The 21279-nt window shown below is 68.3% G+C and carries 21 protein-coding genes; 5 read left to right on the top strand and 16 right to left on the bottom strand.

All coding sequences use genetic code 11. From position 1 onward, the window contains the following. Nucleotides 1-18: 18 nt before the first annotated feature. Nucleotides 19-861, bottom strand: coding sequence for a p-hydroxycinnamoyl CoA hydratase/lyase (locus CDO46_RS24830; RefSeq protein WP_087841248.1), 843 nt, complete (start codon nucleotides 859-861; stop codon nucleotides 19-21). A 258-nt stretch (nucleotides 862-1119) separates the two neighbouring features. Here CDO46_RS24830 and CDO46_RS24825 point away from each other — a divergent pair, with 258 nt between their 5' ends. Then, entirely contained in the window at nucleotides 1120-2106 is a 987-nt protein-coding gene (locus CDO46_RS24825; RefSeq protein WP_165963265.1) for a tripartite tricarboxylate transporter substrate binding protein, read from the top strand. 22 nt (nucleotides 2107-2128) lie between these two features. Continuing rightward, nucleotides 2129-3847, top strand: a complete 1719-nt coding sequence (locus tag CDO46_RS24820) for a CocE/NonD family hydrolase (RefSeq protein ID WP_338618761.1) — start codon at nucleotides 2129-2131, stop codon at nucleotides 3845-3847. Nucleotides 3848-3851: 4 nt separating this feature from the next. Here the strand turns inward: CDO46_RS24820 and CDO46_RS24815 are convergent, their stop codons facing one another. From CDO46_RS24815 to CDO46_RS24750, 14 genes are all read right to left on the bottom strand, one after another. Then, complete coding sequence (locus tag CDO46_RS24815; RefSeq protein WP_087841245.1) at nucleotides 3852-4226, bottom strand: VOC family protein; 375 nt, start codon at nucleotides 4224-4226, stop codon at nucleotides 3852-3854. 64 nt (nucleotides 4227-4290) lie between these two features. Next, nucleotides 4291-4980 carry a YafY family protein gene (locus tag CDO46_RS24810; protein WP_087841244.1) on the bottom strand — a complete coding sequence of 230 codons (690 nt, stop codon included), beginning with the start codon at nucleotides 4978-4980 and terminating at the stop codon, nucleotides 4291-4293. Nucleotides 4981-4999: 19 nt separating this feature from the next. Further along, nucleotides 5000-6136 (bottom strand): enoyl-CoA hydratase/isomerase family protein, encoded by a 1137-nt coding sequence (locus tag CDO46_RS24805; protein WP_087841243.1) that lies wholly within the window; start codon nucleotides 6134-6136, stop codon nucleotides 5000-5002. Between the two features lie 9 nt (nucleotides 6137-6145). Beyond that, nucleotides 6146-6661 carry a disulfide bond formation protein B gene (locus CDO46_RS24800; RefSeq protein ID WP_087841242.1) on the bottom strand — a complete coding sequence of 172 codons (516 nt, stop codon included), beginning with the start codon at nucleotides 6659-6661 and terminating at the stop codon, nucleotides 6146-6148. A gap of 21 nt (nucleotides 6662-6682) precedes the next feature. Beyond that, nucleotides 6683-7390, bottom strand: coding sequence for a MarC family protein (locus CDO46_RS24795; RefSeq protein WP_087841241.1), 708 nt, complete (start codon nucleotides 7388-7390; stop codon nucleotides 6683-6685). A gap of 24 nt (nucleotides 7391-7414) precedes the next feature. Then, on the bottom strand, nucleotides 7415-8176 hold the full coding sequence (cobA, locus tag CDO46_RS24790; RefSeq protein WP_087841240.1) for a uroporphyrinogen-III C-methyltransferase: 762 nt from the start codon (nucleotides 8174-8176) through the stop codon (nucleotides 7415-7417). Between the two features lie 3 nt (nucleotides 8177-8179). Further along, complete coding sequence (locus CDO46_RS24785) at nucleotides 8180-8698, bottom strand: DUF934 domain-containing protein (protein ID WP_087841239.1); 519 nt, start codon at nucleotides 8696-8698, stop codon at nucleotides 8180-8182. Next, nucleotides 8691-10424 (bottom strand): nitrite/sulfite reductase, encoded by a 1734-nt coding sequence (locus tag CDO46_RS24780; protein ID WP_087841238.1) that lies wholly within the window; start codon nucleotides 10422-10424, stop codon nucleotides 8691-8693. The genes CDO46_RS24785 and CDO46_RS24780 overlap by 8 nt, the downstream gene beginning before the upstream one ends. Before the next feature lie 283 nt (nucleotides 10425-10707). Beyond that, entirely contained in the window at nucleotides 10708-12228 is a 1521-nt protein-coding gene (gene purF / locus CDO46_RS24775; protein WP_087841237.1) for an amidophosphoribosyltransferase, read from the bottom strand. 29 nt (nucleotides 12229-12257) lie between these two features. After that, nucleotides 12258-12746, bottom strand: a complete 489-nt coding sequence (locus CDO46_RS24770) for a CvpA family protein (protein ID WP_087841236.1) — start codon at nucleotides 12744-12746, stop codon at nucleotides 12258-12260. Further along, nucleotides 12743-13531 (bottom strand): SPOR domain-containing protein, encoded by a 789-nt coding sequence (locus tag CDO46_RS24765; RefSeq protein ID WP_087841235.1) that lies wholly within the window; start codon nucleotides 13529-13531, stop codon nucleotides 12743-12745. Before CDO46_RS24765 ends, CDO46_RS24770 begins: the two co-directional genes overlap by 4 nt. A 60-nt stretch (nucleotides 13532-13591) precedes the next feature. Further along, nucleotides 13592-14917 carry a bifunctional tetrahydrofolate synthase/dihydrofolate synthase gene (gene folC, locus CDO46_RS24760; RefSeq protein ID WP_087841234.1) on the bottom strand — a complete coding sequence of 442 codons (1326 nt, stop codon included), beginning with the start codon at nucleotides 14915-14917 and terminating at the stop codon, nucleotides 13592-13594. Between the two features lie 113 nt (nucleotides 14918-15030). Beyond that, nucleotides 15031-15798 (bottom strand): type I methionyl aminopeptidase, encoded by a 768-nt coding sequence (gene map, locus CDO46_RS24755; RefSeq protein ID WP_087841233.1) that lies wholly within the window; start codon nucleotides 15796-15798, stop codon nucleotides 15031-15033. A 26-nt stretch (nucleotides 15799-15824) separates the two neighbouring features. Further along, a complete protein-coding gene (locus CDO46_RS24750) occupies nucleotides 15825-17672 on the bottom strand; it encodes a DUF2207 domain-containing protein (RefSeq protein ID WP_087841232.1) in 1848 nt (615 codons plus the stop codon). Nucleotides 17673-18028: 356 nt separating this feature from the next. Here CDO46_RS24750 and CDO46_RS24745 point away from each other — a divergent pair, with 356 nt between their 5' ends. Together CDO46_RS24745 and CDO46_RS24740 are read left to right on the top strand one after the other, a co-directional pair. Next, nucleotides 18029-19156, top strand: a complete 1128-nt coding sequence (locus CDO46_RS24745; protein ID WP_087841231.1) for an FAD-dependent monooxygenase — start codon at nucleotides 18029-18031, stop codon at nucleotides 19154-19156. Between the two features lie 6 nt (nucleotides 19157-19162). Next, nucleotides 19163-19972, top strand: a complete 810-nt coding sequence (locus CDO46_RS24740) for an IclR family transcriptional regulator (RefSeq protein ID WP_087841230.1) — start codon at nucleotides 19163-19165, stop codon at nucleotides 19970-19972. Nucleotides 19973-19976: 4 nt separating this feature from the next. Here the strand turns inward: CDO46_RS24740 and CDO46_RS24735 are convergent, their stop codons facing one another. Then, nucleotides 19977-20681, bottom strand: a complete 705-nt coding sequence (locus tag CDO46_RS24735) for a GntR family transcriptional regulator (protein WP_087841229.1) — start codon at nucleotides 20679-20681, stop codon at nucleotides 19977-19979. A 143-nt stretch (nucleotides 20682-20824) separates the two neighbouring features. Between CDO46_RS24735 and CDO46_RS24730 the strand changes: the two genes are divergently transcribed. Beyond that, entirely contained in the window at nucleotides 20825-21274 is a 450-nt protein-coding gene (locus tag CDO46_RS24730) for a carboxymuconolactone decarboxylase (RefSeq protein WP_087841228.1), read from the top strand. The last annotated feature ends 5 nt before the right edge of the window (nucleotides 21275-21279 follow it).

The following is a 21279-nucleotide window of genomic DNA, read 5'->3' as shown; positions in this document are numbered from 1 at the left end:
ATACCCCTTCGTGCCGTCTTAGCGCTGATACGCGCCGAGGCCGGGCTTGAACGACTTCTCGTCCAGGAATTGCTTCATGGCATTGTCGCGGCCGCGCTCGGGATCGTGGAAGGTGGACTGGTCGACCTTGGCCATCAGGTAATCGGTCGCCTGCTCCCAGCTCATTTCGGCCGCCATGCGATGGGCGATCTTGGCCGTGCGCAGCACGGTGGGGTTCTTTTCCATCAGGACCTTGGCCAGTTGACGGGTCCGCTCGCGCAGGCGCTCGCGCGGCACGGCCTCGTTGACCAGGCCGATATCCGCGGCGCGGCGGCCGTCGAAGGTTTCGCCCGTCATCACGTAGTACATGGCTTCGCGTTCGCGCACCAGCGAGGCCACCGCGCGGCTGACGACGCCGGCCGGGATGATGCCCCAGTTGATCTCGGAGAGCCCGAACTGCGCTTCCTCGGCGGCGATCGCCAGGTCGCAGGACACCAGCGGCGTGAAGGCGCCGCCGAAGCACCAGCCGTTGACCATGGCGATGGTGGGCTTGGCGTAGAAGCGCAACTGGCGCCATTGCCACTGGGCGTTGGCGCGATACAGCTTGATGCGTTCCTTGGGATCGTTGTCCGTGCCGCGGAAGTATTCGCGCAGGTCCATGCCGGCCGAGAACGCGTCGCCCGCGCCGGTCAGCACCAGGACCTTGCAGCGGTCGTCCGCCTCGAGTTCCTCCAGCACCCGGACCATGTTGTAGACGATGCCCGGGTTGATGGCGTTGCGTTTCGTGGGCCGGTTCAAGGTGACCCATGCGATGCCGTCTTCGAAATCGACGAGTACGGGCGATTGGTCGTTGGACTGGGCGGCGGTCTGGCTGGTGCTCATGGCTTGTCTCCTCGTGGATGCCGGATGAATTGCGTACGAGTCATTATATAAGATTACTTTATATAAGGAAACATTCTTTTATCCGGCGATGGCTCGGGGTTTTCCTTGATCGTCGATATTGTTTTTATCCATATAATTTTATCGACAAAAATTTTCATTCAGAGTTTTATCGATTTTTTTTCCAGACCGCCTGAACGACAACGACAAGAGGCGCGTCCCGATCCCGTCGGGAATACCGCCATGGAGGAGGAACACATCATGAAGAACCCGGTTTTTCTGGCTGGGCTTTCCACAGCCTGCCTCGCAGCCCTGACCATCGCCGCGCCCGCCGCCGGCGGCGACACGTTTCCCGACCGTCCCATCAAGCTGATCCTGCCCTTTTCGCCCGGCGGCAACCCCGACACCGTGTCGCGCATCCTGGCCCAGGAAATGGGCAAGCGGCTCAAGCAGGCGGTCATCGTGGAGAACCGCGCGGGAGCCAACTCCATCATCGCGTCGGAGCTCGTGGCCAAGGCGCCGGCCGACGGCTATACCCTGCTCTACACGACCGGCTCGCACGTCATCAATCCCCTGCTGTACAAGTCCCTGCCCTACGACACCGCCAAGGATTTCGTCCCCGTCGTGCTGGTGGGATCGACGCGCGGCCAGGTACTCGTGGTCACGCCCTCCCTGCCGGTCAAGACCGTGCAGGACCTGGTCAAGCTCGCCAAGCCGGCCAACTCCAACATCCCCTACGGCTCGGCCGGCATCGGCAACACCATGCACCTGGTCGCCGAGTACTTCAACTACAAGGCGGGCACCCACCTGGTACACGTCCCCTACAAGGGCGCCGCCCCCGCCATGAATGCGGTCATGTCCGGCGAAGTGAAGCTGGCCTTCCTCAACCCGGTCTCGGCGATCGAACAGGTCAAGAGCGGAACGCTGCGCGCGATCGCCGTGACCGGCTCGACGCGTTTCCCGCAATTGCCCGACGTGCCGACGATGGAGGAAGCCGGCGTCGCCGGCTATGAAGTCCAGGGTGGCTGGCAGGGGGCGCTGGCCCCGGCGGGCACGCCGCCCGAGATCGTGGCCAAGCTGAACCGCGCCTTCAACGACGCGCTGGCCTCGCCCGCGATCAAGGAGCGCCTTGCCTCCATGGGGCTGGACGTGGCGGGCGGGTCGCCCCAGGACATGGCGAACTACCTCGCCAAGGAAACCGCGACCTACACCGACATCATGCAAGCCGCCAGGATCGAAAAACAATAGCCACACAAGCGGAGACCCGATCGTGACCGAACCGAACACCCCAGCCCGGCATCGAGCCGCCCCCCATGCCCTCGTCTTCGAAAAAGACGTCGAGATCCCGATGGACGACGGCATCGTCCTGAAGGCGAACGTTTTCCGCCCCGCCGAACCGGGGCGCTACCCTGTCGTCATGGCCCAGGGGGTATACGGCAAGGACGTCCACTTCGCCGACGGCTTCAAGCCGCAATGGGAGAAACTGCAGCGCCTGCATCCCGGCCTGTGCCAGGACGGCTCCACTGGCCGCTACCTGCGCTGGGAAACCGTGGACCCCGAGCGGTGGGTGCCCGACGGCTACGTCGTCATCCACGTCGACGCGCGCGGCAGCGGCAAGTCGCCGGGCTACCTCGACCCCATGTCGCCGCGCGAAATCCAGGACTACCGCGACGCCATCGAGTGGGCCGGCACGCAATCCTGGAGCAACGGCAAGGTCGGCCTGATCGGCATCTCGTACTATGCCGCCACCCAATGGCGTGTCGCCGCGCTGCGTCCCAGGCACCTGGCCGCCATCGTGCCCTGGGAGGGCCGGTCCGACCACTACCGCGACTACGGCTACCATGGCGGCATCCGCAGCAACGGCTTCCTGAACTCATGGTGGCCCAAGCAGGTGCTGTCCAACCAGCATGGCAACGGCGATACCCCCTATCGCGACCGCGACGACGGCCAGCCCACGACCGGCCCCGCGCTGAGCGCAGCCCTGCTGGCCGCCAACCGCAGCGACTATCCCGCGGAAATGGCGCGGCACGGCTTGTGCGACGCCTGGCACAAGGAACGCACGCCCGACCTTTCCCGCATCACCGTCCCCGTCCTGTCCGCCGGCAACTGGGGAGGCCCCGGCAACCACCTGCGCGGCAACATCGAAGGCTACCTGCGTGCCGGCTCCACGCAGAAATGGCTGTCGATGCACATCGGCACCCACTACGAAAGCTTCTACCTGCCCCGCTACATCGCGCTGCAAAAACAATTCTTCGATCACTTCCTGAAAGGCCTGCCCAACGGCTGGGACCAGACCCCGCCCGTCCTGCTGTCCATCCGGACCGTAGAGGGCGAAATCCGCCGCGCCGAACACGAGTTTCCGCTCGCGCGCACCCGGTGGACCAGGTTCTACCTGCATCCGGGCAACGCGACCCTCGATACCGCCGCTCCCGCCCAAGCCGCCAGCGCCGGCTTTCAGGCCCAGCACGAGCACCTGGACTTCACCACCCCGCCCTTCGAAGCCACGACCGAGATCACCGGCTTCATCCCGCTGCGCATCTGGGTGTCCTCCTCCACCCGGGATGCCGACCTCTTCGCCGTCCTCCGGCTTTTCGATCCCGACGGCAAGGAAATCGTCTTCGACGGCGCCCACGAACCGACGCCTCTGACCCGGGGATGGCTGCGCGCCTCGCACCGCAAGGTCGACGAACAGATGTCCATGCCTTACCGGATCTTCCATGCGCACGACGAGGTCCAGAAGATCGAACCCGGTACCGCCTATCCCCTCGACCTCGAAATCTGGCCCACCTCCATCGTCATCCCGCGCGGCTACCGCCTGCGCCTGACGATACAAGGCAGGGATTTCGAATTCGAAGGCATCAAGGGCCGGCTCACCCATACCGACCCCGCGGATCGCGGCGGCGAGGATTTCCAGGGCCGTACCACCGTGTACAGCGGACCGGAACAGGCGTCCTATCTGACGCTGCCCATCATCCCCGCCAGCGACTGACAGGCTATCGTGCCGCTTCGGGGGCGAACACGCGCAACCGATGCCCGTCCGGATCCCGCGCGACGAAGGAGCGGCCGAACTCCAGGGTCGTGGGAGGCATGAGCAGCGAAATGCCGCGCGCCGTCCAGTCCGCGCAGCGCGCGTCGACCGCCTCGTAGCTGTCCATGCGCAAGACGAGTTCGCTGCCGCCGGCCGGCGCGCCGGGCGGCGGCTCGACGGTGTGCCGCGACCACAGGCCGAGCATCAGGCCGGTATCCAGCGCGAACAGCACGAAGGTGGGCGAGGATTCGATCGGGCGGGCGCCCAGCAGGTCCGCATAGAACCGGCCGCTGGCCTCGGGTTGGTCGACGTAGAGAATGACGAAGTTGGGATGGTCCATGAAGTCGCTCCTGGTTGGTAGACGTGTCCAGGATAGCGACCCATGCTGCCAATTTCTGGCAGCATCAAACTTCCTGTGGAGGAATGCCCTCTTTCTCGCGCCATGCCTTCAGCAAGGCCTGGCGCCGGCGCGGGTAGCGCTGGTCCGTGGCGGTCATGGCCTGGATGCGGTCGGTCCGGAAATGGCGGAAATCCTGGCGCAGTTCGCACCAGCCCAGCACCACGCGCGACTGCTCGAAGAACCCCAGGCCGAACGGCCAGATGAGGCGATGCGAGGCGGCGCCGTCGCCGTCGCGGTAGACGATGTCGAGCTTGTGTTCGGCACGGATCGCACGGCGGATCTCGGACAGGTCCACCCGCTCCTGGGCGAACGCCGGCCCCACCAGCAGCGCGGACGTATCCAGGCCGCGGCGCAGCTCGTCGGGCAGGACGGCGGCGATCTTGGCCAGGGCATTGCGGGCCGCCCAGGCCAGCGGCCCGTCGGTGCGGCGGGCCACCCATCGCGACCCCAGCACCAGAGCCTCGATCTCTTCTTCCGAGAACATCATGGGGGGCAGCAGGAAACCCGGTTTCAGCACGTAGCCCAGGCCGGGCTCGCCCTCGATCTGGGCACCCTGGGCCTGCAGGCTGGCGATGTCGCGATAGAGCGTACGCAGGCTGACGCCCATCTCCTCGGCCAGCAGCCGCCCGCTGACCGGCCGCCTGCGGCGCCGCAGGGCCTGGAGCAAGGCGAACAGGCGCTCGGACCGGGACACGGCGGCAGGCTCGCGGCCGCTATCCGGCCAGGGCCCGCAACGAAGCCGGCACGGGAAAATCCGCGGCCATGTCGCGGAAGGCCCGGTCGGCCCAGGCGGCCCCGACCTCGGTCCCATGAGTGGCCTTCCAGGCGGGACGGCGGTCCTTGTCGATCAGCAAGGCCCGGATGCCTTCCTGGAAGTCGCCGCGGGTACAGCACCACAGGGCGACCTGGTACTCCAGCTGGAAGACCTGGGCCAGCGACATATGGCGCGTGCGATGCTGCAGTTCCCAGGCCAGCCGCGCGGTGCTCGGCGCGCCCTTGGCCAGGGCATCGCGCGCCCCCTCCAGCCACGGGTCCCCGCCGTCGTATTGCAGGATGGCGCCGATGACGTCGTCCAGCGCCGGTGCCCGGCACAGCGCCGCCACGGCATCCAGATTGCGCCGCAACGGGCCTTCCGCCGGATCCGGGGCGGCGTGGCAGGCATCGAGCACGTCGTGCAGCAGGAGGTCGTCGGTGCGGCGATCGCCGGCCCAGGCCTGCCTGGCCAGCGCATCCAGCACCTGCTGCTTGCGGGCATGGGCGATGTGGTAGTCGGCCCAGCCGGCGAACAGCGCGTCGGCGGCTTGCAGCGTCGCGCCGGTCAGCCCCAGGAACAGGCCCGACTTGCCCGGCATGCGGTTCAGGGCCCAGGACATGCCCACGTCGGGAAACAGGCCGATGACGATCTCGGGCATGGCCAGGCGCGACGTTTCCGTGACGACGCGGTGGCTCGCGCCCATCAGCAGGCCCATGCCCCCGCCCATGACGATGCCGTTGCCCCAGCACAGCAGCGGCTTGGGATAGACATGGATCGCGTGGTTCAGGCCGTATTCGCGCTCGAAGAAACGGGCGATGCGGCGCGGCGGACCGTCGCCCCGGTGTTCGAGCATCTCGCGGTACACGCTTCGCAGGTCGCCGCCGGCGCATAGCGCGCGCCCTTCCCCTTCCAGCACCACGACCGCGATGGCCGGATCGGCGGCCCAGGCATCGAGCTGCGCCGCCAGGCTTTCGGCCATTTCCAGCGACAGGGCATTGAGCGTGGCCTGCGCATCGAGCGTGGCCACGCCCAGGCGCCGCCCTCCGCCGGCGGAGATTTCACGGAAGTGGACCGGAGGCGTGGCGCGGGCCTGCATGACGGACTCCTATTGGGCGCCGCCCGCGAACAGCGATCGCGGACGCCGGCGCAGCATCAGGGCGGCAATGCCTGCCACGGCCAGCACCGCGAACAGCAGCACGCTCCATATCTCGTATCGTACGCCCAGCAGGTCCACCGCCGCGTCGGCGCAGGTCGCATAGATGCCGAACACCGCGGGCAGCGCCCCATCCAGGCCCGAGCCCGTCATGAAGCGGTCGGCGAAGGTCTGGTCGCAGCTCATCAGCTGGGACGCCACGTTGTGCTGGTAGATGGCGGTGGCGACGCCGGCCAGCGCCAGCACCGCCACGATGCCGGCGCAGGCCTTCTGCGCCGCCGCCAGCCGGCGAAGAACCAGCCCCAGCACTGCGAATACCGCAATCGCGAGATAGATCAGGCGTTGCAGCACGCACCAGGCGCAGGGCTGCATGTCGAAGACGTGCTGCGACACCAGCGCGACCGCCACGGCTCCCAGGCTGGCGATGGCGGCGAATGCGAGCAGGCGATCAACGAGTACGGTTTTCATGGATAAAGGCCGCGAGGGCTCTCAGGTAGGTGGGTGCAGCGGGACCTGGCGCAGTACGCTCAGGAGCAGTTCGGAGGCCCCATCCCATACGATCTGGACCCCGAGGCAAAGCAGAATGAATGCTGACAAGCGCAGGAACACGACAGTTCCCGTATCGCCCAGCAGACGCAGCAACTGCTGGGCATAACGGAAACACAGCAGCACCGATGCCGCCACCAGCGACAGCCCCAGCACCGCGCCGGCGATGCGGGTGCCGCTGATGAACAGCGAGGCGTGATCGTGCAGGCTCGCCCCCACGGTGATGGCCGCGGCGATGGAGCCCGGACCGCAGGCGATGGGGAACGTCAGGGGATAGAAGGCCCGGCGGTTGGCCATTTCAACGGTGAAACCCTCGGCCAGGCGGGCCGAGCGCTCCGCGCCGCCATCGCTGGAGTTGAGCAGGCGCCAGGCGCTCGCGACCACCAGCAGCCCCCCGCCCACGCGGACGATGGCCAGCGAGATGCCGAAGAAATCGAGCACGATGGACCCGATCAGCATCGCCGCGAACAGCAGCAGGAGAACGTTGCGGGCGATGCGGGCCGCGAGCACCTCCCGCACGCCGGGGGAAGCGCCCTCGGTCAGGGACAGGAATATCGGTGCCGTCGCCGTGGGATTCAGGATGGGGAGCAGTGTCGCCAGGGAAAACAGGAAACTCTTGCCCAGCGCGAGTCCGTAGTCTTCGATCAACATGACCGAAGTGTAAGAGAAATGAAGTCAGGCCGCAGCCGTCCGCCTCGTTTCCGCTTCCAGGCGGCCCGCGGCCTGCTCGAGCAGTTCGGCGTAGATCTCGCCCACCATGATGAGCGCCGGACCCGTGCCCAGCTGCTGCGCGGCCTCGGGCAGGCGCCCCAGCGTGGTCGGCAGCACGCGCTGGGCCGGCAGGCTGGCATTCTCGACCAGCACCGCCGGACGTCCCGGCGGCATGCCGGTGGCCATCAGCCCCTGGGCGATCGCCTCGGCTTGGCGGCTGGCCATGTACAGCACCACGGTATCGGCGCCCCGGGCGGCGTCCGCCCAGGCGTGGGGACGCTCGCCGCTGCCCACGGCGGGCGTCAGGAACACGACGCTGCGGCTCAGGCCGCGGCGCGTCAGCGACAGGCCCAGCGCCGAACTGGCGCCGAAGGCCGCGCTGATGCCGGGCACCACCTCGACCTCGATGCCCGCCTTGGCCAGGGCGGCGATCTCCTCTTGCGCGCGCCCGAACAGCATGGGGTCGCCCCCCTTGAGCCGCACCACGCAGGCATGCCGGCGGGCGGCATCGACCAGTTGGCGGTTGATGAACTGCTGCACCGTGGACAACTGCCCGCAGCGCTTGCCCACGGCCACGAGTTGGGCCCGGGGGGCCAGCGCCAGCACCTCGCCGTCCACCAGCGCGTCATGGAAGACCACGTCGGCCTGCTGCAGCAACCGGGCCGCGCGCACGGTCAGCAAGTCCGCCGCGCCAGGGCCCGCGCCCACCAGATAGACTTTGCCCATGGATCAACCCTGCCGCGCGGCGGGAACCGGATAGCTTTGCTGGTAGGCGGCCGTGAAGGTGCCGAAAGCCCGCAGGGCCTGCTCGGGATCGTGGCCGGGCTTGATCGCGAAGCTGTCGAAACCCGAGCGGGCCTGGTAGTGGACGGTGTCTATCATCACGTCGCCCACGGCTCGCAGCTCCCCCTGCCAGCCCAGCCGCGTACGCAGCAGGTAGGCGATGGAATAGCCCCGGCCATCGGTGTAGATGGGAAAATCGACCGCGATCAGCGCCAGTCCGGTCGGGTCTATCCTGCCCTCCTCGGCCAGCTCGGCGGGATCGTCGGCGGGCCCCAGCAGCACCCCCACGGGCCGGCGGCGTCCGCGCAGCTCGGCGCGCGCCGACCGCCACACGGACAGCGGCACGAGCCAGTCCTCGTCATCGGCCGGCAGCGGCCGGGTCTCGGTGGGCTCGAAACGCTTCCAGGTGTCGACCTCCAGGTTGCGGTGCCGGATCAGCGTGGCGGCTTGCTGCGACTCAGACATGAGCGGCCTCCACCTGGGCCGCCTTGGCCTGCTGGCGCTCGGCGTAGACGCGGGTCTTGAAGGGATCGATGCCCACGCGCTCGACCACGTCGATGAAGCGCTCGGCGTCGCTGTCGCGCAGGTCGATGTAGGTCTCCACCAGCGTGGCGACCACGTCGGCCACTTCCTCGCGCGCGAACGACGGGCCGATGACGCGGCCGATCGCCGCGCCGGCGCCCCGCATGGATTCGATGTCCGGCAGCGGCTTGGCGGCCCCGCTCTGGCGGCCGCCCAGCGTGACCTGGTACCACTCCTCGCCGGCCTTGTCCACGCCCAGGATGCCGATGTGGCCCACGTGGTGATGCCCGCAGGAATTGATGCAGCCGGAGATGTTCAGGTCCAGTTCGCCGATCTCGTGCAGGTAGTCGAGGTCGTCGAAGCGGCGCTGGATCGCCTCGGCCACCGGTATCGACACCGCGTTGGCCAGCGCACAGAAGTCGCCGCCCGGGCAGGCGATGATGTTGGTCAGGAAACCGATGTTGGGCGTGGCCAGGCCCAGTTGGTCGAGCTCCTTCCACAGTTCGTAGAGCTGGCTTCGCGCCACGTCGGTGAACACCAGGTTCTGCTCGTGCGAGACGCGCATCTCGCCGAAGCTGTAGCGGTCGGCCAGGTCGGCCACCGCGTCCATCTGGTCGGCGGTGATGTCGCCCGGCGGCACGCCCGTGCGCTTGAGCGACAGCGTCACGGCGGCATAGCCGTGGACCTTGTGGTGATGGGTATTGCGCCGCAGCCAGCGCGCGAAGCGCGGGTCATTGCCGGCGTGCTGGGCCGACGTGTCCGGGCCCGGGTCGGCGGCATAAGGCGTCGCCGTGAAGCGCTCGGCGATGGCCTGGATCCGCTCGGCGGTGACCGTCTCCGGGCCGTCCTTCAGATGCTGCCATTCGCGTTCGACCTCTTCGGCGAACACCTGCGGCGTCAATTCCTTGACCAGGATCTTGATGCGCGCCTTGAACTTGTTGTCGCGCCGGCCATGCAGGTTGTAGACCCGCAGGATGGCCTGCAGATAGGTCAGAAGGTGCTGCCAGGGCACGTACGGGTTGATCAGTTGCCCCACCAGCGGCGTGCGCCCCAGGCCGCCGCCCGCCCAGACGCGAAAACCGATCTCGCCGTCCTGCTCGACCGCCTGCAGGCCGATGTCGTGCACGCCCACCGCGGCCCGGTCGGTGACCGCGCCGCTGACCGCGATCTTGAACTTGCGGGGCAGGAACGCGAACTCGGGATGGAAGGTGGACCACTGCCGGATCAGTTCGCACCAGACCAGGGGATTGACGATCTCGTCCGGCGCGACGCCGGCGAACTGGTCCGTGGTCGTGTTGCGGATGTCGTTGCCGCTGGTCTGGATCGAGTGCATCTGCACCTTGGCCAGTTCGGCCAGGATGTCGGGCACGTCTTCCAGCTTGGGCCAGTTGAACTGCATGTTCTGCCGGGTGCTGAAATGCCCGTAGCCGCGGTCCCACTTGCGTGCGATGTATGCCAGCGTGCGGAGCTGGCGCGAGGCCAGCATGCCGTAGGGCACGGCGATCCGCAGCATGGGCGCGTGGCGCTGGATATACAGGCCGTTCTGCAGGCGCAGCGTGCGAAAGTCGTCTTCGCTGAGTTGCCCGTTCAGGAAACGCCGCGTCTGGTCACGGAACTGGGCGACGCGTTGATCGACCAGCAACTGATCGACGGGTTGATACTGGTACATGCAGCAAGCCTCTAGATGTGGCCGATTGGCGATGGGCGGAGCGCGCCGACGCTTCGGGCCGGAGCGGGCATGCGTATCCCGCGCGGGCGCGCACCCAGGCTTGCAGCTTACAAAGACCGGCTTATGAATAAAACGACCGGTTCGTAATGTGCATATACAGAAAAAGATCTAAAAAAAAGCGGAGGCAAAAACCTCCGCTCATATCGGCCCAGGGCGCCGCGGATCCGGCTTTGCCGGTCCGCCAGCGCCGCCCCCTTGAGGGGGCGGGCGTAGGGGGGTGGGGTCACATTTCGTTCGCGGCGGAGCCCATGTTGACGCGCAGGCCGCCGGCCCCGCTTTCCTCGCCACGGCTCTTGCGCATGCGCTCGATGTGGTCCAGGTACTCCGGCGTCACGTCGCCCGTCACGTAATGCCCGTCGAAGCACGACGACTCGAACTGGGTCAGCGCCGGATTCATGTCGCTGACTGCCTGGCGCATGGCGGCCAGGTCCTGGTAGATCAGCGCGTCGGCGCCGATCACCCGGGCGATCTCCTCGTCGGAGCGGCCATGGGCGATCAGTTCGCTGCGGGTGGGCATGTCGATGCCGTACACGTTCGGGAAGCGCACCGGAGGCGCCGCCGACGCGAAGAACACCTTGTTGGCCCCCGCCGCGCGGGCCATCTCGACGATCTCGCCGCTGGTGGTGCCGCGGACGATGGAGTCGTCCACGATCAGCACGTTCTTGCCCTTGAACTCCTCGCTCATGGCGTTGAGCTTCTGGCGCACGGACTTCTTGCGCACCGCCTGGCCGGGCATGATGAAGGTACGGCCGACATAGCGGTTCTTGATGAACCCCTCGCGGTAGTCCAGGTTCAGCCGCGCGGCCAGCTGCATCGCCGCCGGCCGGGCCGAGTCGGGAATCGGCATCACCACGTCGACGTCGCCCAGGCGCAAGTTGCGGGCAACCTTGTCCGCCAGGTATTCGCCCATGCGCAGGCGCGCGCTGTATACCGACACGCCGTCCATCAGCGAATCGGGCCGCGCGAAATAGACGTATTCGAAGATGCAGGGGCTCAGTTGCGGGTTGTCCGCGCACTGGCGCGAGGTAAAGCGGCCGTTCAGGTCGATGAACACGGCTTCGCCGGGCGCCACGTCGCGCTCGAACTTGAAGCCCATGCCTTCGAGCGTGACCGACTCCGAGGCCACCATCCACTCGACGCCGCCCTCGGTCTCGACCTTGCCCAGGCACAGGGGCCGGATGCCGTAGGGGTCGCGGAAGGCCAGCATGCCGTAGCCGGCGATCTCGGCCACCACCGCATAGGCGCCGCGCACGCGCTTGTGCACCGCCGACACGGCCCGGAAGATGGCGTCCTCGTCCAGCGACACGCCGTTCGAGGCGCGCTGCAGCTCGTGCGCCAGCACATTGAGCAGCACTTCCGAATCGGAATTGGTGTTCATGTGGCGGCGGTCGACGCGGAACAGTTCCTCGCGCAGCGACTCCCAGTTGGTCAGGTTGCCGTTGTGGGCGAAGGTGATGCCGAACGGCGCGTTGACGTAGAACGGCTGGGCTTCTTCCGCGCTGGAGCTGGAACCGGCGGTCGGGTAGCGGACCTGGCCGATGCCCGAGTTTCCGGGCAGCGAACGCATGTTGCGCGTACGGAAGACGTCGCGGACCAGGCCATGCGCCTTGTACATATTGAAGGTATTGCCCTGGGACGTGGCGATGCCCGCCGCATCCTGACCGCGATGCTGCAGCAGCAGCAGACTGTCGTAGAGCAACTGATTAACCGGCGCGTGCGAGACGACACCGACGATTCCACACATGAGAGCCTCTTATCAGCAGCACAAACTTCTTAATAGCGGATCCAGTCCGCGAACTGTTCCGGCACATACGGCTTGACCGCCCGCACGCCCTCTTCCGCATAGGGAGACAGGACGGCTCCGGTCCACCACGGCTCCTTGGGCAAGGGCGTGAATCCCGCCGCCACCACCAGGACCATCACGATGACCACGCCGCGCACCAGGCCGAACACGGCACCCAGGCCGCGATCGGCCAGCGACAAGCCGGTGGCCTTGAGCAGCAGCCCCAGCGCCACGTTGACCAGGCCTACCGCCAGCAGCACGGCAATGAACACGCCCGCGTAGGCCACGATCGCGCGCAGGCCCGAATTCTCGATATACGCCGCCAGCCACTCGTAGGCCAGCGGTCCGTAGCGCACCGCCACCACGAATGCGGCGACATAGGCGATCAACGACAGGACTTCCTTCACCAGGCCGCGGAACAGGCCGATCACCACCGACGCGCCCAGGATCAGCAGGACGCCGTAGTCGAAACTGGTCACAGCGGCACGATGGAACTACTGAAACCGGCCGAGCTGACACGCGCCCGGGCGGCATCGGCCGCCTCGCGCGAGGCGAAGGGACCGACCCGGACGCGGAACACGTCGCCCTTGCCGGTCTTCACGCGCTCGGTGAAACTCTTGATGCCTGCGGCGCTGAGCCGGTCGCGCATGTCGTTGGCGCGCTCCTCGGTGGAAAACGCCGCGATCTGCACCGCGAAACTGCCCTTGCTGTCGGGCTTGGGCGCCGCCGGGGCGGACGTGCCGCCTTCCAGCAAGGCGCGGGCCCGGGCAGCCTCGGCGCGCGCGGCATCGGCGCGGGCCGTGTCGCTGGGCGCCGGCTTGGGCGGCGCGGGCTTGGGAGGTTCGGGCTGGGCCAGCGGCTTCGCCGGCTCGGGCTTGGGCGCCTCGGGCTTCGGAGGCTCCGGCTTGGGCGCGGGGGGCGCCGCGGGCTCCGGCTTGGGCTGCGGCGCGGGCGTCTCGGCCGGAGGCGGCGCGGCGGGCGCCTCGGGTGCCGGCGCCTTGGCCACCGGTTCGGGCGTGGCCAGGTTGCGGTCGGGAATCTGGATGGGGATGTCGTCCGGCAGCATGGGCGGCTCGGAATCGAGCACCATGGGCAGCACGACGACCGCCGCCAGGACCAGGGCGATGGCGCCTACCAGGCGGCGCCTGGCGCGGCGGCGCGCTTCCTGGGCGGGATCCTGCGAATCGGCCCCGGCTGCATAGCCGGCGCGGCTGGATTTGGCCGTGGTCGTGGCCGCCTTCTTCTTGCGCTCGAGCAATCCCATTGATACGTCCGGCTGAAACGGGCGGCAGGGTCTTGCGCCGCCCCCTGAGGGGGCTCCGGCTCAGACCGCGCGGGCGGGCCTGGCCGCACGCATCGACGCCAACACGCCTGCCACGGTAAGGAAAGATCCGAAGACCAGGATTCTATCACCCTCGCCCATCCTTTCCCGCGCCGCCGCATAGGCCGCGGCGGGGTCGGCGTAGGCCTGGATCGACGAGTCCTTGTCTTCCTTGACGCCTCGGGCCCGCAGGCGCGCGGCCAGCTCCTCGCCGCCCAGCCCGCGCGGCCCGGGCAGGCCGGCGCAATACCAATGGTCGACGCGGTCGCCCAGCTTGGCGATGACACCGTCGATGTCCTTGTCGCCCAGCATCCCGAACACCGCATAGGTGTACGGATAAAACCCCATGTTGTCGAGGTTGTCGGCCAGCACGGCGGCGGCGTGGGGGTTGTGCGCCACGTCCAGGATCACCGTGGGCTGCCCGGGCAGGATCTGGAAGCGGCCGGGCAATTGCACCTGCAACAGGCCCAGCCGCACCGCCTGCTGGGGCACCGGCAGCCGGTCGTGCAGGGCCTCGAGCGCGGCCAGCGCCGCCGAAGCGTTCAGCAACTGGTTGGCGCCGCGCAGCGCCGGATAGGCCAGCGCGTTGCGGCGCTGGTGGCGGCCGCCATAGTTCCATTGCTGCTTGTCGCCCGCGTAGTTGTAGTCGCGCCCGAAGCGCCAGAGGTCGGCGCCTATGCTCCCGGCGTAGTCCACCAGCGATTGCGGCGGCATGGGATCGGCGCAGATGGCGGGCTTGCCGGGGCGGTAGATGTGGGCTTTCTCCCAGCCGATCTTCTCGCGGTCGTCGCCCAGCCACTCGACATGGTCCAGGTCGACGCTCGTCACGATGGCGCAGTCCGCGTCGACGATGTTGACCGCGTCCAGGCGGCCGCCCAGCCCGACTTCCAGGATGACCGCGTCCAGCCCCGACTGCGCGAACAGACGCAGGATGGCGAGCGTGGTCAGTTCGAAATAAGTCAGCGACGTATCGCCACGGGCCGCGTCCACGGCGGCGAACTGCTCGGTCAGCGCGGCGTCGCTGGCGGGTTCGCCGTTCACGCGCGCCCGTTCGTTGAAATCCAGCAGGTGCGGCGAGGTGTAGAGCCCGACCTTGTACCCGGCGCTCAGCAGCATGGCCTCGAGCATGGCGCAGGTCGAGCCCTTGCCGTTGGTGCCCCCCACCACGATGGTGACCGCATCCAGGGCCAGCCCCAGGCGCCCGGCCACCTCGCGCACGCGGTCCAGGCCCATGTCTATCGGCCGGCTGTGGATGGATTCGAGATAGGCCAGCCACTGCGCCAGGGGGCTGTGGGCGTCGGGGCGTGAAGCGGAAGCGGAAGACGGCATGGATACGACCGGCAGGACAAGAGGATGACTGGGAAACACGCGCCGCGCCGATACGGACGCGGCGGCGGGAACGGCATGGCCCGGCGCTGCGGGCCACGGACAGAACGGAAATCTCAGCGGCGGTTCGGCCAGGCGGTCAGGATATCGTAGCCGTCGTCCGTCACGGCCACCATGTGCTCCCACTGCGCGGACCACGAACCGTCCACGGTCACCACGGTCCAGTCGTCGTCCAGCACCTGTACCTCGTGGCGCCCGGCGTTGAGCATGGGCTCGATGGTGAACACCATCCCCTTCTTCAGGCGCAGGCCGCTGTTCGGCCGGCCGTAGTGCAGTACCTGGGGCGCCTCGTGGTACTTGCGGCCGATGCCGTGCCCGCAGAAATCGCGCACCACCGAGAACCCGGCATCTTCGGCATAGGTCTGGATGGCCGCGCCCACGTCGCCCAGCGTCGCGCCCGGCCGCACCGCGGCGATGCCGCGCAGCATGCTTTCCAGCGTGACGTTGACCAGGCGCTCGGCCTCCGGCGACGGCGTGCCGGCGTAGAACATGCGGCTCGTGTCGCCGTGCCAGCCGTCCCGGATCACGGTGACGTCGATGTTGATGATGTCGCCGTCGCGCAGCACGTCCTCGGGCTTGGGTATGCCGTGGCAGACCACGCCGTTGATGGACGTGCACAGCGTCTTGGGAAAGCCGTGGTAGCCGACGTTGGCGGGAATGGCCTTCTGGACCTGGGTGATGTATTCGTAGCAGCGGCGGTCGAGTTCTTCGGTCGAGACGCCCGGCTGGACATACTCGCCTATCATCTCCAGGACCTCGGCCGCCATGCCGCCCGCCACGCGCATCGCTTCGATTTCCTGCGGGGACTTGAGGGTGATTGCCATGCGGGGAACTCCGTGTTTGCCCGATTTTACCGCCGGCCTTCGCCGGCCTCTTCCGCATCCCCGCCGCGCGCGGTGCGCGGGGCGCGAACCGGCGAGGCCTTGGCGGCCCAGCGGTCCAGCGTGCGCATCACCGCGCGCGGCCGGGCCAGCGGGTCGTGGAGGCCGCCATAGCGGGCCTGCATGTCTACCCGCGCGGCAGAGGCCGCGCTTCGCGCCTGCGCCGCATGCGCGGCCGCCCAGCGGCGATCCACGCCCAGGGCCAGCGCATGCGGCAGGTAACGTTCGTAGCGGGCGAGCGCGCTTTCCGCATCGGCCGGCGCAAGGACCGGCGGACGGGCGAGGAACCTGCGGAAGCCGTCTATCCGGGCCCGCAGGGCCCGCCCTTGCGCGGTATAGCCGCGCAGGCCGAGAAAGCCCGCGCACACCAGCACCAGCGAGGCCAGCGGCGCCAGCCCGATCAGCAGCAGCCTGGCCGACTCCACGTGCGTGGCCAGCACCGCGAGCCCGCCCGCCAGGCACAGCAGTCCCAGCACGCTCAGCACCGTGCGGCTCGCCAGGCTGGTCGCCCCGGCCCGCCACTGCGCATAGACCGCGAACCAGGCCGGCACCGCGGGCAGCGGCAGCAGGATGCCCCAGGCGGCCCACGACAGCGGATTGCCCTCGCGGACGATGGCGAGTCCGACCAGGGCCACCGTCATGGCGATCCAGAGATAGGCCCCCTTGCGCGCGCGATCGCCGTAGACCACGAACAGCGAGCGGGCATAGGCCTCGTCCAGCCATTCACGCTGGCCGCCTTGCGCTTCGTCGTAGCAGCGCCGGTACAGTCCGTCCAGGCGCAGCAGGGTGCGGCCGCCCGCGAAAAAACGGCCCAGCATGGCGTTGAGCAGCGGATCGTGGCGCGCATCGCTGCCGGTCTGGTTGGGAAGGCGCTCGAGATAGCGTCCGTCCGCCCGCTCCAGCACCTGCACCGAACGGCGGGCCAGCAATTCCATCATGCCGGACAGGAAGGCCCAGCGGTCATAGCCCTTGCGGTATACGTAGCGCAGCGCGGGCGCGGACAGGCCTTCCGGCGGATCGGCCTGCGGCGTCCTGTCATGCCGCCCCAGCCGCCACGCCTGCGTGGCGGCGGCCAGGTAATAAAGCAGCAGCAGCGCGAGCCCGACGCCGGCGACCCAGAACTCGGCGTGGTCCTGCACACCGTACCACCAGGCCTTGAGCGGCCCAGGCCGCCGCACCTCGCCCGCCGGCCAACCGAGTTCGACCGTCATGTTCTGGCCTGGCTCCAGCACGCGCGTGGAGACGAACACCACGCGTCCGGCCTCCTTTTCCTGCACCCGCCCCGGCGCGCCGGCGCCGCCGGCCACCGCGGCCTGCCGGACCGGTTCGTCCGACGGCAGCACGACCCGCACGCGCACCCGGTCGATGGGCAGGGACCAATCCGTGCCCGTCACGTCCCAGGCCAGCCTGTCCTCGGCGCCGGCCGCCTGCAACTGCCGCGTGACGCGATACACCAGGGTGTACTGGTATTCGCCGGGACGGAACACCACGTCCGGACGGCCGGTGGAGATCCGCACGCCGTCCCGCAGGCGCGACGAAACGAACGGTTCGGCCCGGCCGTCGCGCCGCACCGAGACGACGTCCAGCCCGGCGGCCGCGCGGCTGCCATCGGCGCGCCGGTACAAGCGCGCGAAATCCCGCTGCAATCCGTACTTGATCTGCTTGCCTTCGGAGCGTACGCGCAGGTTCTCGGTCACCAGGAGGTCGCCGCTGCGCTCGACCTTGATGTCGCTGAAGAATTCGAGGATGCGTTCGTCCGCGCGCGCCGGCCCGGCCAGGACGAACAGCCAGCACAGGGCCAGCAGACAGGATCTCATGCCCGGCCTCGTCACCGGGCGGATCGAGGAAGCGGCCCTCGCGGCGCGGATCCGCGAGCCGGCCCGGCGGCGGCCATTACGGGGAAAGTGACGACGTGGGCCGCCTTGGCCCGGGGATGCGATCCGCTCTCAGACATGACACCAGCCTTGTTTTGGCAGGACTGTACCATCGACCGCGCGCCCGGGCGCTCGCGCCCGTCTCAAGTTGTTTCCTCGTCACAGCGGCGCCTGCGTGCGTGCCCTTTCCTGGCCAGGCGCAGGTGTTTTTCCCATTGACATCCGGTTGCCGCCTCTTTAGAATTTTTTGAACTTATCGTTCATTTTTGTACAACGCAGCACGGCACAGGAGAAGTTCCATGGCATCGCCCCTCATCGGTATCAGCGGCGCAGGCATAGGCGGGCTGGCAGCGGCGATCGCCCTGCGCAAGCTCGGCCTGGAATCGGTGGTTTTCGAGCAGGCCCCCAGGTTCGCGCGCGTCGGCGCCGACATCAACCTCACCCCGAACGCCGTGCTGGCGCTGGATGGCCTGGGCGTGGGCGACGAACTGCGCAAGACCGCGGCCCGCCCCACGCACCGCATCAGCCGCACCTGGGATACGGGCGAGGAAACCTCCCGCCTGGAAATGTCGCAGGCCGCCGAAACGCGCTATGGCGCGCCCCAGCTGACCATGCACCGGGCCGACCTGCTGGCCGCGCTGGAGCAGGCCGTGCCCGCCGCCACGATCCACCTCGGCAAGCGCACCGTGGGCATAGACGAAGGCGCGGACGGCATCACCGTACGCTTCGAGGACGGCACGTCCCAGCGCGTGGACGTGCTGGTCGGCGCGGACGGCATCCACTCCACGGTCCGCAAGCACCTCCTGGGCGACGAGTATCCCGACTTCACCGGCGTGGTGGCCTATCGCGCCGTGGTGCCGGCCTCGCGCCTGGAAGGCGTGCCCAACCTGGGCGCCTTCACCAAGTGGTGGGGCCCCAATCCCGAGACCCAGATCGTCACCTTCCCGCTCAACCTGGGCCGCGATATCTTCATCTTCGCCACCACGCCCCAGGACAGCTGGCGCCATGAGTCGTGGACCATGCCGGGCAGCGTCGACGAACTGCGTGCCTCCTACGCCGATTTCCATCCCGAGGCGCGCGCGCTGCTCGCGGCCTGCGACGAAGTGCTGAAGTCCGCGCTGTACGTGCGCGACCCGCTGCCTTCCTGGTCGCGCGGAAACATCACCCTGCTGGGCGACGCCTGCCATCCCATGATGCCCTTCATGGCCCAGGGCGCCGGCATGGCGATCGAGGATGCCGTGGTGCTGGCCCGCTACCTGGCGGACACCCCCGATGCGCCCGCGCAAGCCCTCAAGCGCTACGAGGCCGCCCGCCACGACCGCACCGCGCGGGTCCAGATCGGCTCGCGCGGCAACAACTGGCTCAAGGAAGGCGGCAATGCCGACTGGGTGTACGAATACAATGCCTGGACCGTGCCCCTGGCCTGATCTTCCATGTCATTTTCCGCAGAACCCCTGGACAGCGACGAATCCGCCGGCAAGCCCGGCGCCCTGGTCTCGCCGGTGGTCAGGGCGTTCCGGCTGTTGCGCTACGTGGTCGACGGCGGCAGTACGTCCAACCTGAGCGAGGTCGGCCGCAGCATCGACGTCAACCGCGTCACGGTCATGCGGCTGATCGCCACGCTGGAACACGAAGGCGTGCTGGAAGCCCTGCCCCAGGGGGGGCACCGCATCGGCCTCCCGTTCCTGAAACTGGCCACCGCCGCCACCGCGGCCAACGACATGCTGGACCTGGGCCGCCGGGTGCTGGCCGACGTGCGGCGCCAGTTGAACGTCTCCGCCTACCTGGCCGCGCTCGATGGCGGCCACGTCGTCTACCTGCTGCGCGACATGCCCGAGGCCGGCCTGATCAGCAGCGTGCGCGTCGGCAGCCGCGTCGCCGCGCACCTGACCACGCCGGGCCGCATGCTGCTGGCCTGGCAACCGCCGGCCATTCTGGATGCGCTGCTGGCCGCGGATCCCGCGGCGGCGGCCCAGGCCGGCAAGCTGCGCGCCCAACTGGCGGCCGACCGCGAACGCGGCTGTGCCTGGAGCTTCTCGGGATTCGAGCAAGGCATCAACTCCTGCGCCGCGCCCGTGTTCGGCGCGCTGGGCGAGGCCGCCGCGGCCATCAGCGTGGCGGGCCCCGAGGCGGCATTCGGCACCGATGCCGATTCCCGCACCCGCACCGAACAGGTCGTCCTGCAGGCCGCGCGCGACCTGTCGTCGCTGCTGGGCAGCCGGGGCTACCCGCCCGCCAACTGAGCGGTCAACGGCCGGCCGCGCCGGACTCCCCGTCCGGCAGCACGCTCAATAGATTCGTCCCCGTACGCGACAGGTGCTGCCGCAGGATGTCGCACGCCAGTTCGGCATTGCGGCCCAGGGCGGCCTGGTAGATGGCCTCGTGCTCCGCCGGCACGTTCCGGTCGGGCGAATTGCTGGCCAGGAACAGGCGGCGGTAGCGGTCGCTCAGGTCATGCAGCGTATTGCAAAAACGCAGCAGCAGCGGCATGCCGCAGGCCGAAAACAAGGTGATGTGGAAGGTGCGGTGCGCCTTCTCCCAGGCCGGCAGCTTGTCGCCGCTGCGGTCCGCGGCCTCGAGCCGGCTCAACCGGTGGTACGCGGCCACCAGCGCATCTTCCCAGTTTTCGTCGCCGCGCCGGATCGACTCGCCCAGGGCCATGACCTCCAGGTTCATCCGCAGGGCCGTGACCTCGCGGAAATCGTCGGCCGAGACCGGCGCCACCCGGTAGCCCTTCTTGTCGTTGGTCACGACCAGCCCGTCGGACACCAGGCGCGTCAGCGCTTCGCGCAGCGGGCTCAGGCTGACGTCGTACTGCTCGCGCAACTCGTCCAGCCTGAGCTTGCTGCCGGGCAGCAGCGTGCCGCCAAGAATCGAACCCCGCAGGGCCTCGACCAGGGTGGTGGACAGCGTGGGGGCGCTTGCGGAAGACGTATCGGTCAGTGTGGTCATGCTGGAACTCGGAATGAAAGCGCGTGGCGCAACGTGCATTCTAGCGGCTTCGATACGTCCTCGTAAGAATTATCGATGAAAACAAAAAATTGAAGAAACAAAAAATAATCGATTACTATATTTAAATCGATCAAGGAGATTTCATGCAGCGCTCGCGTCCCGATCCGGATTTCGTCCAGCAAACCTTCGGCTCCTATGCCGACCCCCTCGCCACCAAGGAAGAGCGCGCCGCCAGCTACCGCCAGATGGCCGGTTTCCTGCCCCCGCGGGTCGAGGCCCGGCTGGACGTGACCGGCGCGCTGGATCCGCTCATGGTGGAGTTGCAGGAGAAGGTCCGGGCGCACGCGCTGGAGACCGCCCATTTCGACGACAAGCAGGTGCAGTTGCTGATCTTCGCCATGCTGGTGGCCGAGCTGAGCGACGCCGCGGTCATCCATGGCGTGGCCGCCCGCCGCGCCGGCGCAAGCTGGCACGAGATGCAGGCCGTGGTGAACCTGGCCTTCGTATTCCGGGGTGTCTCGGCCGCCAACCGCGGCGCCGAGATGCTGATCCGCATCGCCGAACGCGAGCGCGAACTGGCCGCCCAGGCCTGAACAAG

Source organism: Pigmentiphaga sp. NML030171 (assembly GCF_002188635.1).
Taxonomy (GTDB): domain Bacteria; phylum Pseudomonadota; class Gammaproteobacteria; order Burkholderiales; family Burkholderiaceae_B; genus Pigmentiphaga; species Pigmentiphaga daeguensis.
Note: the sequence above shows the minus strand (reverse complement) of the source record. Positions and strands in the feature narration are given on the sequence as shown.

Bases quoted from the DNA above. Each gene is read 5' to 3' on its own strand.
- CDO46_RS24830 (WP_087841248.1), bottom strand. From the start codon at position 861: ATGAGCACCAGCCAGACCGCCGCCCAGTCCAACGACCAATCGCCCGTA.
- CDO46_RS24825 (WP_165963265.1), top strand. From the start codon at position 1,120: ATGAAGAACCCGGTTTTTCTGGCTGGGCTTTCCACAGCCTGCCTCGCA.
- CDO46_RS24815 (WP_087841245.1), bottom strand. From the start codon at position 4,226: ATGGACCATCCCAACTTCGTCATTCTCTACGTCGACCAACCCGAGGCC.
- CDO46_RS24805 (WP_087841243.1), bottom strand. From the start codon at position 6,136: ATGCAGGCCCGCGCCACGCCTCCGGTCCACTTCCGTGAAATCTCCGCC.
- CDO46_RS24800 (WP_087841242.1), bottom strand. From the start codon at position 6,661: ATGAAAACCGTACTCGTTGATCGCCTGCTCGCATTCGCCGCCATCGCC.
- CDO46_RS24795 (WP_087841241.1), bottom strand. From the start codon at position 7,390: ATGTTGATCGAAGACTACGGACTCGCGCTGGGCAAGAGTTTCCTGTTT.
- cobA (WP_087841240.1), bottom strand. From the start codon at position 8,176: ATGGGCAAAGTCTATCTGGTGGGCGCGGGCCCTGGCGCGGCGGACTTG.
- CDO46_RS24785 (WP_087841239.1), bottom strand. From the start codon at position 8,698: ATGTCTGAGTCGCAGCAAGCCGCCACGCTGATCCGGCACCGCAACCTG.
- CDO46_RS24780 (WP_087841238.1), bottom strand. From the start codon at position 10,424: ATGTACCAGTATCAACCCGTCGATCAGTTGCTGGTCGATCAACGCGTC.
- purF (WP_087841237.1), bottom strand. From the start codon at position 12,228: ATGTGTGGAATCGTCGGTGTCGTCTCGCACGCGCCGGTTAATCAGTTG.
- CDO46_RS24765 (WP_087841235.1), bottom strand. From the start codon at position 13,531: ATGGGATTGCTCGAGCGCAAGAAGAAGGCGGCCACGACCACGGCCAAA.
- folC (WP_087841234.1), bottom strand. From the start codon at position 14,917: ATGCCGTCTTCCGCTTCCGCTTCACGCCCCGACGCCCACAGCCCCCTG.
- map (WP_087841233.1), bottom strand. From the start codon at position 15,798: ATGGCAATCACCCTCAAGTCCCCGCAGGAAATCGAAGCGATGCGCGTG.
- CDO46_RS24750 (WP_087841232.1), bottom strand. From the start codon at position 17,672: ATGAGATCCTGTCTGCTGGCCCTGTGCTGGCTGTTCGTCCTGGCCGGG.
- CDO46_RS24745 (WP_087841231.1), top strand. From the start codon at position 18,029: ATGGCATCGCCCCTCATCGGTATCAGCGGCGCAGGCATAGGCGGGCTG.
- CDO46_RS24740 (WP_087841230.1), top strand. From the start codon at position 19,163: ATGTCATTTTCCGCAGAACCCCTGGACAGCGACGAATCCGCCGGCAAG.
- CDO46_RS24735 (WP_087841229.1), bottom strand. From the start codon at position 20,681: ATGACCACACTGACCGATACGTCTTCCGCAAGCGCCCCCACGCTGTCC.
- CDO46_RS24730 (WP_087841228.1), top strand. From the start codon at position 20,825: ATGCAGCGCTCGCGTCCCGATCCGGATTTCGTCCAGCAAACCTTCGGC.